The 13,382-nt window shown below is 64.5% G+C and carries 11 protein-coding genes; 5 read left to right on the top strand and 6 right to left on the bottom strand.

The features are described from left to right. Nucleotides 1-288, bottom strand: a complete 288-nt coding sequence (locus KIT02_RS15630; RefSeq protein ID WP_297579692.1) for a DUF6460 domain-containing protein — start codon at nucleotides 286-288, stop codon at nucleotides 1-3. Between the two features lie 202 nt (nucleotides 289-490). On the opposite strand from KIT02_RS15630, the gene KIT02_RS15625 reads away from it, so the two are divergent. Together KIT02_RS15625 and pdeM are read left to right on the top strand one after the other, a co-directional pair. After that, nucleotides 491-2,974, top strand: a complete 2,484-nt coding sequence (locus tag KIT02_RS15625) for a ligase-associated DNA damage response DEXH box helicase (RefSeq protein ID WP_297579689.1) — start codon at nucleotides 491-493, stop codon at nucleotides 2,972-2,974. Between the two features lie 89 nt (nucleotides 2,975-3,063). Beyond that, nucleotides 3,064-3,771, top strand: coding sequence for a ligase-associated DNA damage response endonuclease PdeM (gene pdeM / locus KIT02_RS15620; protein WP_297579686.1), 708 nt, complete (start codon nucleotides 3,064-3,066; stop codon nucleotides 3,769-3,771). A gap of 7 nt (nucleotides 3,772-3,778) precedes the next feature. Here pdeM and KIT02_RS15615 read toward each other — a convergent pair whose 3' ends face one another. The 3 genes from KIT02_RS15615 to KIT02_RS15605 form a co-directional block, all read right to left on the bottom strand. After that, nucleotides 3,779-4,540, bottom strand: coding sequence for a TIGR02186 family protein (locus tag KIT02_RS15615; RefSeq protein ID WP_297579683.1), 762 nt, complete (start codon nucleotides 4,538-4,540; stop codon nucleotides 3,779-3,781). After that, nucleotides 4,537-5,463, bottom strand: a complete 927-nt coding sequence (locus tag KIT02_RS15610) for a sulfite exporter TauE/SafE family protein (RefSeq protein ID WP_297579678.1) — start codon at nucleotides 5,461-5,463, stop codon at nucleotides 4,537-4,539. The genes KIT02_RS15615 and KIT02_RS15610 overlap by 4 nt, the downstream gene beginning before the upstream one ends. Before the next feature lie 132 nt (nucleotides 5,464-5,595). Then, nucleotides 5,596-9,186, bottom strand: coding sequence for a peptidoglycan-binding protein (locus KIT02_RS15605; RefSeq protein ID WP_297579675.1), 3,591 nt, complete (start codon nucleotides 9,184-9,186; stop codon nucleotides 5,596-5,598). A gap of 172 nt (nucleotides 9,187-9,358) precedes the next feature. On the opposite strand from KIT02_RS15605, the gene KIT02_RS15600 reads away from it, so the two are divergent. The 3 genes from KIT02_RS15600 (at nucleotide 9,359) to KIT02_RS15590 (ending at nucleotide 11,856) form a co-directional block, all read left to right on the top strand. Continuing rightward, a complete protein-coding gene (locus KIT02_RS15600) occupies nucleotides 9,359-10,030 on the top strand; it encodes a response regulator transcription factor (RefSeq protein WP_297579672.1) in 672 nt (223 codons plus the stop codon). A gap of 15 nt (nucleotides 10,031-10,045) precedes the next feature. Further along, entirely contained in the window at nucleotides 10,046-10,444 is a 399-nt protein-coding gene (locus tag KIT02_RS15595; RefSeq protein ID WP_297579669.1) for a VOC family protein, read from the top strand. Between the two features lie 65 nt (nucleotides 10,445-10,509). After that, the gene (locus KIT02_RS15590) at nucleotides 10,510-11,856 is read left to right on the top strand and encodes an MATE family efflux transporter (RefSeq protein ID WP_297579666.1); all 1,347 of its coding nucleotides are present in this window, start codon (nucleotides 10,510-10,512) and stop codon (nucleotides 11,854-11,856) included. On the opposite strand, the gene KIT02_RS15585 is transcribed toward KIT02_RS15590, so the two are convergent. Both KIT02_RS15585 and KIT02_RS15580 read right to left on the bottom strand, forming a co-directional pair. Next, nucleotides 11,853-12,962: a quinone-dependent dihydroorotate dehydrogenase gene (locus tag KIT02_RS15585; protein WP_297579663.1), complete on the bottom strand. Its 1,110-nt coding sequence runs from the start codon at nucleotides 12,960-12,962 to the stop codon at nucleotides 11,853-11,855. The two genes, KIT02_RS15590 and KIT02_RS15585, sit on opposite strands and share 4 nt — an antisense overlap. Then, nucleotides 12,959-13,327: a DUF952 domain-containing protein gene (locus tag KIT02_RS15580; protein ID WP_297579660.1), complete on the bottom strand. Its 369-nt coding sequence runs from the start codon at nucleotides 13,325-13,327 to the stop codon at nucleotides 12,959-12,961. The genes KIT02_RS15585 and KIT02_RS15580 overlap by 4 nt, the downstream gene beginning before the upstream one ends. Nucleotides 13,328-13,382: the final 55 nt, after the last annotated feature.

Below are 13,382 nucleotides of genomic sequence, written 5' to 3'. Positions count from 1 at the left end.
TCAGCGTCCTCGCGTCAGCCGCAGCAGCAGCCAGACCGGCACGACGATGGCCGCGCCCGCCAGCACATAGTTCAGCAGTTGCCGGAAAACCCCGGCGCCATCGCGCAACGCCTCGCGCACCATGTCCACGGCTCCGCGCACCAGATCGGCAGCGTTGAAACCGAAGACCGACATCACGAAACCCACGAAAAGCGAGATCAGCACCAGCTTGATCACCACCGAAACCGGGCTGCCGCCCATGAAGCGGGCCAATCCCGAACGCGGCTCAGGGCGATAGTCTTCTGTCATCGGTCCACTCCGTTTGGCAGGGTCAGGACCATCATATAGGCTCGCGACTGATTTGTATTAGGTGCCATGTGTCGCAAAGCGGGTCACAGTCTCTCCTTCACCGCTCCTCTTGGGGAGGCGGCCCGCGCGCTGCGCATGGTGACGTGCCGGCGGATGGTACAACCGCCGTGAAGGTGCGCGCGCCACTGGCGTCGCCATCGCCATGACCACCCTCCCCCCCATTATCGAGGCCTGGTTCACCACGCGCGGTTGGTCCCCGCGCCAGCACCAGCTCGATGTCCTCTCATCCTATCAATCCGGCGCCAGCCAGTTGCTCATTGCCCCGACCGGCGCGGGCAAGACGCTGGCCGGGTTCCTGCCGACCCTGGCGGATCTGGTCGAGGGCGGCTTCGAGGGTCTGCACACGCTCTATATCTCGCCGCTCAAGGCCCTGGCGGTGGATGTGCAGCGCAACCTCTCTGCGCCGATTGCCGAAATGGGCCTGCCGATCCGCGTCGAGGCCCGGACGGGCGACACCTCCGCCGCCAAGCGGGCGCGCCAGAGGATACGACCGCCGCAGGTCATGCTGACGACGCCCGAGCAATTGGCGCTCCTGATCTCCCATCCTCATGCCGAGCTGATGTTCGGCAGCCTCAAGCGCGTCGTGCTCGACGAGCTTCATGCCCTCGTCACCTCCAAGCGCGGGGACCTCTTGTCCCTGGGCCTCGCCCGGCTGGCGCATCTTGCGCCCGAGCTGCACATCACCGCCCTCTCGGCCACGGTGGCGCGGCCGGACCTGTTGCGGGACTGGATTGCACAGCCCCTGCCCCACCGCCGCACCGACCTGTTGCGCATGGCCGGAGGCGCGGCGCCCGAACTCACCATTCTGGAAACCGAGGCGCGCCTGCCCTGGGCCGGACACTCCGCCAGCTACGCGCATCACGATCTCTACGAGACCATCAAGCGCCATCGCACCAGCCTGTTGTTCGTCAATACCCGCTCCCAGGCGGAGATGCTGTTCCAGGGGCTCTGGGATATCAACGAGGACATGCTGCCCATTGCCCTGCATCACGGTTCGCTATCGGTCGAGCAGCGCCGCAAAGTCGAGGCGGCCATGGCCGGCGGCAGGCTCAAGGCCGTGGTCTGCACCTCCACCCTCGATCTCGGCATCGACTGGGGCGATGTGGATCTGGTGGTGCAGGTAGGCGCGCCCAAGGGCTCCTCGCGCATGCTCCAGCGCATCGGTCGCGCCAATCACCGGCTCGACGATCCGTCACGCGCCGTCCTCGTGCCCTCCAATCGCTTCGAAGTGCTCGAATGCGAGGCCGCAGTCGAGGCCGTGGCCGAAGGCCATCAGGACAGCGAAGACCCCCATCCGGGCGGCTATGACGTCCTCGCCCAGCATGTCCTGGGCATGGCCTGCGCCGCCCCGTTCAGCGCCGATGACCTGTTCGCCGAGGTCAGTCACGCCTGGCCCTATCGTGACCTCTCCCGCAGCCAGTTCGACCGCGTGCTCGATTTCGTCGCCACCGGCGGCTATGCCCTGCGGGCCTATGAACGTTATGCGCGTCTGCGCCTCACCCCCGACGGACTCTGGCGGCTGGCCAATCCGCAGGTGGCCCAGCAATACCGGCTCAATATCGGCACCATCATCGAAGAGCCCATGGTGCGGGTGCGGCTGGTGCGCGGACGCGGCCAGAAGCAGGGCCGGACCACCGGCCCGATCGGCGCCGGCGGGCGTGTCCTGGGGGAAATGGAAGAATATTTCTTCGGCACCCTGACCTTGGGCGACACCTTCATTTTCGGCGGCGAGATTGTCGCCTTCGAAGGCATGAAGGACAATGAGGCCTTTGTCTCGCGCGCCTTCTCGAAGGACCCGAAAATTCCCTCCTATATGGGCGGCAAGTTTCCGCTCTCGACCTATCTCGCCGAGCGCGTCCGGCGCATCATGGACACGCCCGAGAGCTGGCACAAGCTGCCCGGTCAGGTCAGCGACTGGCTGCGCCTGCAGCGCGACGTCTCGGTGCTGCCGCGCCGCGACAGCCTGCTCGTGGAAACCTTTCCCCGCGGCACCAACAATTTCCTCGTCTGCTACCCGTTCGAGGGCCGGCTGGCGCATCAGACACTGGGCATGTTGCTCACCCGCAGGCTTGAGCGTATGCGCGCCCGGCCCCTCGGTTTCGTCGCCAGCGAATATTCGCTGGGCATCTGGGGGTTGAGCGATCTTTCCGCCCTCATCCGAACCGGCCGGCTATCGCTCGACGAATTGTTCTCCGAGGACATGCTGGGCGACGATCTCGAGGCCTGGCTCGATGAATCGGCGCTGATGAAGCGCACCTTCCGCAATTGCGCGATCATTGCCGGGCTCATCGAACGCCGCCATCCCGGCAAGGAAAAGACCGGCCGCCAGATCACCATGAGTTCTGATCTCATCTATGACGTGCTCTACCAGCACGAGCCGGACCACATCCTGATTCAGGCCACCCGGCACGACGCGGCGCGCGGCCTGCTCGACATCGAGCGCCTGGGCCAGATGCTGGCCCGCATCCGCCACCACATCGTCCACAAGCCCCTGCCGCAGATTTCCCCGCTCGCCGTCCCGGTCATGCTCGATATCGGCAAGGAACCCATTTTCGGGGAAGCGCGGGAATCAGCTATGGCTGATGCAGCCGAGGAACTGTTGCGCGAAGCTCTTGGCAATCGCTGACCCGTTCCGCTCCCCACAGGGGAGAGGGTGGATTGACCGCAGGTCGAGACGGGTGAAGGGGGCTTCCGCAGGACACGCGAAAAGACCATATGACCAACCTCGCCTTTGCTCATCCAAATCCGGACGTTTCCGTGCTCCGTTTCGCCGGCCACAATTTCGAGCCTCTGCCCTCCGGCGCCCTTTTTTGGCGTGCCCGCGAGACCCTGCTCGTCGCCGACCTGCATTTCGAAAAGATGGCCAGTTTTGCCCGTCGCGGCCAGATGCTGCCGCCCTACGATACGGGCATGACGCTGACGCGTCTGGAATTGGATCTGCGGCGCACCGGCGCGCGTCACCTAATTGCCCTCGGTGACACGTTTCATCGTGCAGATGCGCACAGTCTGCTAACGCATTCGGACCGGATGCGCCTCGATGCTATCACCGACAGCGTCTCCTGCACCTGGCTTTCAGGCAATCACGACCCGGCGCCCACCAGTCTCGGTGGCACTTGCCTTCCGGAACTTGAACTGGACGGACTGGCGCTTGCCCACGAGCCGCAGCGCGGCAAAAAAGGCTTGATCTGCGGGCACTTGCACCCGGCGGCCCGCCTCGCCATGGACGGCCGCTCGGTCCGCAAACCCTGTTTCGTGCATGACAACCGGCTGATGATCCTGCCGGCCTATGGCAGCTCCACCGGCGCCCTCAACATCCTCTCCCCCGCCTTTGCCGGTCTCTTCAATTTTTCGGCTCTGGAGGTCGTCATGCTGGGCCGCGACCGCACCTATCCGGTCCCGGCGCGTCGGCTGATCGGCGGCTAAATGCCTGTTATCGCTTGAAGATCAGGCCACCCAGCCAGCCGGTGAATAGCGCCAGGACAACGCAGGCCAGGCCATAGAAGAATGGGCTCTGCACCGCCGATTGCGCCAGAAACCGCTCGAATCCGATCTTGCGCACCGCAAATCCTTCCGACTTCCGGGCAATGATCTCGCCGTTCTTGAACACATAGGTCAGGGCCAGATAGGGACCAGGCGGCGCATGGCTGGGCAGGGTCAACTGGGCCGAATAAAAGTTGTCCGACAAGAAGTTAACCGCATTCTCCTGCACGCCGAACAGGCGCTGCTGGGTCATCAGCCGCACCAGTTCACGACCGAATTTCAACGTCTTGGCCCAACCGGCCTCATTGGGCGCGGTGGCATGGGCCTCAGGCAGGATATAGTTGGTCGCCAGCGTCGACAGGTCGGTGATATTGGTCAGCCGGTCGCTGGCCAGGACGTGGAAATAGCTGGGAAAATGCCGGAAACGCATTTCATCGGTATTGAGCCAGACACCGAAGACATTGGCCTTTTCACGGGCAACCCGGTCCTGCGCCGGACCGACAATGGCGATGATCACATGGAATGGCCCATCAACGAAGCGCTGTCCTGATCCGACGTCGGGCGCCACGGTCCCGTAAAAGGTCATCCGCTCGCCATCAAAGCTCGAGGTGATGTCGACATTTTCATTGGAAAGCGTCGAGATCAGCCGCTCGCCCAGCGCCGGGGTCGCCAGCGCGATCATGACCAGAAGCGATAGCCAGAGCCGCCTCATCGCACCGGCCCCATCACGGCCATGGTGAACGGATCGGCTGGGGTGAGCACCAGCGACAGGCCGAAGCGGATGGCTACGGCGAGGATCAGCAGGGCCAGAAGCCCGCGCAATTGCTCGCCCCGGAGGTTGCGACCGGCAGCAGCACCAAACTGGGCGCCCGCCACCCCGCCGACCATGAGACAGAAGGCGAGCAGGATATCGACGCTCTGGCTTTGCACGGCATGAAGAATAGTGGTCGCGGCCATCATGGCGACGACCTGGGCCAAGGACGTTCCGATCACCACATTGCCGGGCACGCGCAGCAGATAGACTAGAGCCGGCACCATGATGAAACCGCCACCGATACCCAGCAGCGAGCCGACGAAGCCGATGAACAGACCGATGACCAGGACCGGCAGGACGCTGATATAGAGCCGGCTTTTCTTGAAGCGCACGCGCATAGGAAGCCCGTGAATCCAGCTGTGCTGGTGCGGCAGGCGTTCACGCACGACCACGCCCTGCCGGCGCTTGAGCAGCGCCCGGATGGATTCCTGCAGCATCAAAATTCCGACCGAGCCGAGCAGCACGAGGAAGCCGAGCGAAATGACGAGGTCGAGCTGGCCGGCATCGCGCAGGAGGGCAAAGGCAGCCACGCCTCCAAAAGCCCCGAGAATGCCGGATAGCACCAGATACATGGCCAGATGCAGGTCGATACCGCCGCGCCGGTAGTGACTGAGCGCCCCCGATGTCGAGGCAGCCACCACCTGACCCGTCACCGAGGCTACGGCAACGGCGGTTGGCACGCCGGAAAAGATCAGGAGAGGAGTAAGCAGGAACCCGCCACCAACTCCGAACAGCCCGGACAAAAAGCCCACTGCCCCGCCAATTCCCACGAGGAAGAAGAGGTTTACGGAAAGCTCGGCAATGGGCAGATAGATCTGCACGGCTTACGGTCCAGCTGTTTGGACACCCATCTTACACAGCGGTCCGTCAACAAGAGGTCAAAGTGGCGCCGGACCGAAAAAACAATGCCGGGCACAGGCGGCCCGGCATGAAAATGCTGACCCGCGTCACGTCTAGACGGGCTGGCTGCCCAGTACTGCAAGGAACCGCGGATTGATCTGGCCAATTTCGCTCATGCCGACGCCGCGCTCGAAGGCGCGAACGGCCTGGGCGGTCTTGGGCCCGGCAACGCCATCGGGCGTGCCCACATCGAAGCCGAGGCGCGTCAGGGCCTGCTGCACCTTGAGCACCACGTCCTTGGTGGCGATCGTTTCTCCGGGCACGAAATCTTCGGTCCAGGTGCCGATGGGCGCAAAGTTGGCGGCAAGGTCGATCGGTTCGGCCGTCCAGGCCTCGACCTGACCATTGAGCCGGCCGACCGCATCGGCCGTGAGGGACTTTGCGATGTCGTCGCGGGCGCGCCCGGCATCAGCGTCACCGCTCCGGGCCGCCAACGAGAACCATTTGTAGGATTGCTCGAAATCCTGATCGACGCCCAGGCCGCGGGCATAGAGCATGCCGAGATTGAACTGGCTGTCGGTCATGCCGCGCGCTGCGGCCCGCTCGAACCATTCCGCCGCCATTTCGAACTGCTGGTCGCCCATCTGTCCACCGGCATAAAGGGCCGCCAGGTTATGCATGGCCATGCGATTGCCCGCTTCGGCAGCGCGCTGATACCACAGGCGCGCCTGGTCGAGATCCTGCTCGACCCCGGTTCCCATCTCGAAGAGGTTGCCGAGCCGATATTGTGCCGGTGCAAAGCCCTGGGCTGCGGCCCGTTCGTACCAGACCGCGGCTTCCGCATAGTCCTGCGGCACCACCTGGCCTTCGGTATAGATGGCGGCAAGCTCAAACTGGGCCCGCGCGTCACCATCAGCGGCCGCCTGCCGGAAAGCTTCGGGGCCAAGGGCTTCGGGCGGCAGTGGCAGTGACTGGACCTCGATGGCCCCGGTATTGATCGCGTCGGCGGTGTCGGGCGTGTCTGCACCCTCGGCCGCGGCGGCCGTGACCGGCTGCAGCTTTGAGGGCATCGGCGTGGCCAGCGCGGACTTGGTGAAGCTCATCGGCTCGCCGGGATTGATGGTACCGGTGGCGACCGTGTCGACCAGATCGATGACGCGCGGCGGAACAACCGAGGACTGATCGTCAGAAGGCGGCGGATTGCTGGTTTGTGTTGCCGGGGCCGAGGCGCTGGCTGTTGGCGCCGCGACCTGCTGGGCCGAACGCTGCAGGACCAGGTTGAGTGCCAGCATCGATACCGCGACCAGCGTCGCCGCCAGGAGGAGCGGTCGCCGGTGGCGCGTGAGGAAACTTTCCTCGGCAGGGGCCTTGGGTGCTGCCTGGCGCCGGGTGGGCTTTTCGGCCTTGGCGCGCTTGGCCGGTTTTTCCTGCCGCGCTTCCGGCGCAACACTGGATGGCTCGGCAATGGCGGGGATCGGCGCGACCAGCGCCGCAGCAACGGGCGCGACCGGCGCTTCTGTCGGAGCGGCCTGCTCAGTACCGTCCCGGCGCCGGGACCGCACGCGGGCCACGGCCCGGCCAAAGAGTGAATTGCTTTCTTCCTTGGCCACAGGCTCCTGCTTGGCGCGCTGTGCCCGCCGGGCAGCGGCGACAAAGGTATTGGTGCTCGACTGCGCGGGCTGCGGCTCCGAACTGGGCCGCGGCGCAGGCGGTTGGGCGAACGGATCGGCGCCATCGGCGGCGAAGCTCGACACCGGGCGCGGCGGACGATCTACCTTGGTCGGATCGAAGGCCGGCGCGGCGGATGCGGGCGCTTCAGCCCTTGCTGGCATTTCCGGCTTTGCGGGACGGGCGCTGGCTGTCCGCGCCGAGAGGGGCGAACTTGCCGGCATGTCTTTGGCAACGCCCTTGTCGACCAGCGGCGCATCGTCTGCCGGATTGGCGGGCATGGAGTCGCTGCGCTTGGCGCCAAGACTGGCAAGGATTGAATCGAGGCGCGTGTCGCTTTCCGCCCGATACGTATTGTCAAGGGCCTTTGCCACCTCGGCCGCGCTGTCGGCTGATGGGACCGCCTGGTTACGGGCCGGGGGCTGCGCCATTTCCGCCTCGGGGGATGCGGGCTTAGCCTCGGCCATGGCGGGCCGGTCGCGTTCGGCCAGGGTGGCTTCAAGGCGGGCCAGCCGCTCGGCCGTTTCCTTGCCTGCGGTGTTGAACAGGGCCGTCATGCGCTGCTCGAGCGCGGACATGCCCTCACCATCCATTGCGGATGCGCCGGCCGGGGCCTTGGCGAATGCCTCGGAGGCGCGGCTGGCGACCAGATCGGCCAGCTTGTCATAATCGGGCGTCTTGCCGGCCGACTTGATCAGGCCGCCAATCCGATCCTCGATGCTCTTGAGACTGTCGGGCCCAAACATGGCGACCGGTGCCGGGGCCTTCTTGGCCATGGCTTCACTGGTGCGCTCGGCCACCATCGATGCCAGCGATTCGAGATCAGGACGATCCTCGCCGCCTGAATAGAGGCGCGAGAGTTCATCAAGCTGGGCACCGGCATCGTCCATGCGCTGCATGAGGGCGCGCAGCTGGTCCTGCACGGCACCGGTATCGGCTGGTGCGACCTTGTCGCTAAGCGCTTCGATCTGGCTTTCGATGCGCAGGAACCGCGGCTCCATGCTCTTGACGACGGCCTCACGCAGATCGGCCACATCGTTCCGGAGCCCGGCGACATTGTTGTCGACGCTGTCGATCGACTCCAACTGCCCAGCCAGTGCGTTCAGCCGTTCGATGAGTCCATCCGGATTGGTCGCCAGGGATTTCATGGCCTTGGTGATATCGGCCATTTCGGTGGTCACGCGCTCGAAGTCACCGGCCGACAGGGTCACATTGCGTTCGATGGCGTCGATGCGGTCATAGACGTTGCGAACGCTGGATTCGATCGCCTCCATGGCGGGTGCCAGGCGCTCAACCCCGCCATTTTTGGCTTCCGACTGGCTGCGCTTGTCGCGCGCGATCTCGCGCTCCATCTGCTGGGCCTGCAGGTCGGCCAGTTTTGCGACCGTGGCCGAGACGTCGTCGAGCCGGGCGTTTACGGCGCCGAGATCGACCTTTGGTGCATCCTCGATCATCACGGCCAGTGCGGCCATCTGGGATTCGAGGCGTTTTACCTGGCCGGTTTCGCCAACGGCACCAGCCAGCATTTCGACAACCTGGGTCAGCTGCTCGACCTGCCCGGCGACTTCGCGGATCTGTCCGACGCCGTTGCGCTGGCCCTTGAGTTCACCTTCCAGGGTTTCGAGGCGCTGGCTCATGCCACCGACCAGTGCACCGAGTTCGCGCAATTCCGGCATATCGCTGGCGCGCCGCGACGGCATCGCACCCTGGCGGCTGCGAATCTCGGAAATGGCGGCCACGAGGTCATCCTGGGCCTCTTCGGGATAGGCCATGTCGCGCTCGCTGAAGCGATCGACAGCGCGCTTGACTGAGCGCAGGGCCTCGCGGCGCCGATTGGCGGGCTCGGGGACTTCGACCTGTTCACGCAAGTGCTGAACGCGGCGCTGGATGCTGCCAGTGGCCTGATCCGCGGGCGAATAACGGCTCTCGACCTTGTCGAGGAGTGCGACCAGCTCACCGCGCAAGGCCTGCCACTCGCCGGCGCCTGCCTGGCCCCTGCGGTCGGAATAGTCCGTTTCGTTATAGGCGCGGGCCATGGCAAGTCCCTGTCACAGAAAGACGAACCCCTCGCGATTCAATACGAAGGTGTGACGGTTACTCTTGGGAAAACATGGTAAAGAAGCCGTTAAGTATTGTCGCAATATGCAAGGGCGAGCGCCGGAAATCGGTGCTTTATGGGTTTGTACATAGAGGGAGGCCGGACCGTTCATGACGCGCCGCCGCATTATCATCGTCGACGATCATCCCCTGTTCCGCGCCGCATTGCGGCAGACCCTGTCGGGGGGTGACGCGACGGTAACGGTCGAAGAATCGGGAGACCTGGCCTCGCTCAGCGCGGCCCTTGATGCCGATCGCGACTGTGACCTGGTCCTCCTCGACCTCAACATGCCGGGCGTACGCGGATTTTCGGGCCTGTTGCTGCTGCGTGCCCAATATCCCGACATTCCGGTGATGATCATTTCGGCGGTGGAAGATGCGACCGTTGTCCGGCGGGCCTTCGAGCTTGGCGCCGCGGGCTATCTCCACAAATCCGAGGGCCCGACCGAAATTCGCCGCGCCATCGAGACGGTGCTGTCCGGCGAGGTCTTCGTCCCCTCCGGAACGACGCTGGGCGGCGAGGACGACCAGACGGCGCTGATGAAACGGCTCGGCAGCCTGACGCCGCAACAGGTGCGCGTGCTGATGATGCTCAGCGACGGGCTGATGAACAAGCAGATCGCCTATGAACTGTCGATCTCGGAAGCCACGGTCAAAGCCCATGTCTCGGCGATCCTGCAGAAGCTTGATGTGGATAGCCGCACCCAGGCGGTGATCGCCGCGGCCCGTATCGAAGAGGGGCAGTTCGAGGCCCTGTTCTCGACCGGCGCCGATAAGACCTGAGCCCGAAGCCGCCACATGAAGCCAGATATCTCCATCATCACCATCGGCGTCGACGACCTCGAACGGGCCTTCGAATTCTACCGCACACTGTTCGACATCGAGGACAGCCAGATCGGCGCGGGCGAAGATCACGTTGCCTTCTTCTTTTCTTCGGGACTGTCCTTCGTGCTGTTTCCCCGCGACCAGATTGCCCAGACCGCCGGCAAGCCGGACGCCGTTGCCGGAACGCCCGGATTTGTTCTCAGCCACCGCGCCGAGACCGCAGCGGCAGTCGATGCGATCCTGGATCGCGTTCTGGTCGCAGGCGGCGCGGTCGTGACGCCTGGCACGGAGTCCGAGTGGGGCTATTCGGCCTATTTTGCTGACAGCGAAGGCAATATCTGGGAAGTGATGGCCACGCCGCCAGCCAACTAGGATCGGGATGACGCCGCAGGCTGCCGCGGTTAGTCTATGCGGCCCACCTGAGAATCTTTTCCGCCATGTCCATCCAGCGCCCCCAATATCCCTTCGACGTGCGCCACGCCGATGTCTGGAAGATTGCCCTGCCGGCCTCTGTGGCCTTCATCACCGAACCGCTGGTCGGCATTGTCGACATCGCCGTGATCGGCCGGCTGGGCGATGCGGGCCTTCTTGGCGGGCTGGTTCTGGGCGCATTGGTTTTCGACGTGCTGTTCTCGCTGGCCTATTTTCTCAGGATCGGCACGGCGGGCCTCGTGGCGCAGGCTGTGGGCGCGCGCGATCCGAGCGATGGCCTGCTGCATGTGTCACGGGCGCTCGTGCTCGGCTTTGGCATCAGCCTTTTGATGATTGTCCTAGCGCAGCCGATCCTCTGGGGCTCTGAAGCTTTGCTGGCGCCGGAGCCTGGCGTTGCAAGCGCGCTTTCCGCCTATTTCTTCGTGCGCATAGCCTCCGCACCCTTCTCGCTCATCAACTACGCGCTCCTGGGCTGGTTCTATGGGCGAGCGGCGGCCCGCACCGGCATGATGTTGCAGATCATGCTGCATGGCATCAACATCCTGGCCAGCGTCGCGCTGGTCTATGGGCTGGGATGGGGCGTAGCCGGGGCCGCGGCCGGCACTGTGCTTGGCCAGATCGTTGCGGCGCTGGCCGGGCTTTTCATCCTCGTGCGGCATTATGGCGGCGCGCGGGCCATGCTCGCCCGGCTGAGCCTCGCCGACATGCTGGACGCGACGGCGGTCCGGCGCATGTTCGGGCTCAGCCGCGACCTGATGATCCGCTCGATCGCCCTGATGAGCGCCTATGCCTGGTTTGCAGCACAGGGGTCCCGCATGGGCGAAGTGCCGCTGGCCGCCAATGCGGTGCTGCTGAACCTGCTCATGGTGGTCGGTTTCTTCCTCGACGGCATTGCCCAGGCCGCCGAGCAATTGACCGGCAAGGCCATAGGAGCCAATTGGCGACCCGCATTCGACAAGGCCTATGGCCTGTCGATGATCTGGGGCCTCATCATCGCCTCGAGCCTGGGGCTCGTCTGGTACCTGACCGGGCCCTGGCTGATCGGTTTCATGACCACCAATGAGGCCGTACGGGCCCACGCGCTGGACTATCTGCCGCTGGCAGCACTTTGTGCGCTGACCTTCATGCCGGCGGTTGTCTATGACGGCATTCTCATCGGCACCACGCAGAACGTGCTGATGCGCAATGGCATGCTCATATCCCTGCTGATCTTCGCGGTCGCTGCCCTGTCATTGCAGCCACTTGGCAATGCCGGGTTGTGGCTGGCCCTGCATTGCTGGTTCCTGGGCCGTGGCATGATCTATTGGCTGGGGCTAGAGCGGCGCCGGCCGCACCTGTTCGCCCAAGCCTAGATTGTGCCGCGCCCGGCGGCCCAGTCATCGGTCCGGGTACCGCGAATATCGGCAACAGACTTGCCGCCACGCGCGCGAATGCCGGCGACGAGACCACGCTTGATCCGGTCGAGCAGGTCAAAGCCGCCGAACACCAGGGCCGAATAGAGCTGGATGGCGTCGGCGCCGGCCTCGATCTTCGCAATCGCCGATTGCGGCGAGTGAATGCCGCCCACGCCGACGATCGGCAGCGTGCCGACCCGCTGGCGCATCTGCGCGAGGCGGCGGGTCGACAGGTCGAACAGGGGCCGACCCGAAAGGCCGCCAGTCTCTGAGGCATTCTCCAGCCCCCCGACGCCGTCACGGGACAGGGTCGTATTGGACACAATCAATCCGTCGAGGTCGGTCGCGGCGATCACGGAAGCGATGACATCGAGCCCTGCTTCGTCCAGATCCGGCGCAATCTTGAGCAGAACCGGCACGCGGGTGCGGGCCTTAGCGCGGGCCGTGAGCACCTCCCCGAGCAGTCGGCGCAGGGCCTCGTCCGCCTGAAGATTGCGCAGGCCTGGCGTGTTGGGCGAGGAAATATTGACGGTCAGGTAGTCGGCGAGGTCGGCAAAGCGGCTGACCCCTTGCACATAGTCGGCGACGAAATCGGCACTGTCCTTGTTGGCGCCGATATTGACCCCAAGGGCAGCCGGTACGCGCAGGCCCTTGAGACGCGCGAATGCGGCTTCGTGACCCTCATTGTTGAACCCCATGCGGTTGACCACGCCCTCGGCAGGTCCAATGCGAAAGAGGCGCGGCTTTTCGTTTCCCGCCTGCGGACGGGGGGTAACGGTGCCGATCTCCACCATGCCAAAACCCACTTGCGCCAGGGGTTTCGGCACTTCTGCATTCTTGTCAAAGCCTGCCGCCATGCCGACCGGATTGCTGAGATCGAGGCCGCAGAGGCTGGTGCGCAATTCGGGTGCATCCGGTTCCTGCTGCACCGGCGCGAGGCCCAGCCTCAGAGCTGCAATCGTGGCGCGATGGGCGGTTTCGGGATCCATGCGCAGCAGCGTATCGCTGGTGAGCTTGGCAATGCCGGCGTGCCGCAGCAATGGCGACAGGGGGGAAAAGATCATTGGACAGCTTCCGGCAAAATGCACTCACCCGTTTCCGAAACAGAAATATGTTCTTCCCAGGCCACCGCATCGAGAACCAGCGGACCATTGTAGAGATGGGGAAAAAGCGCCCCACCGCGGGAGGCTTCCCAGACCAGGTCATCGCCCAGATCGGCCGTTCGCACGGCAAGCAGGATCAGGTCCCGTTGACCCCTAAAGTGCAGGCGCAGGGTTTCGGCGAGTTGGCTGGCCGTCGAAAAATGCATGTAGCCATCAGCGGCATCAACCGGCATGCCGGCATAGCGGCCCGTGTGGCGGGCGGCGTCCAGGCTTTGCCGCGTCGCGATCTTGTAGATGAGGTCCGGATTTTGGGCGGGCTGGTTCATGGCGGGGCTCCGGATCGAGACTGTTGCGGCAGGGGTTAAATCGTAAAGGTTCCCT

Origin of the sequence: Devosia sp., assembly GCF_025809055.1 — a bacterium.
GTDB lineage: Bacteria > Pseudomonadota > Alphaproteobacteria > Rhizobiales > Devosiaceae > Devosia.
This window is presented reverse-complemented; position numbering and strand designations above follow the sequence as displayed.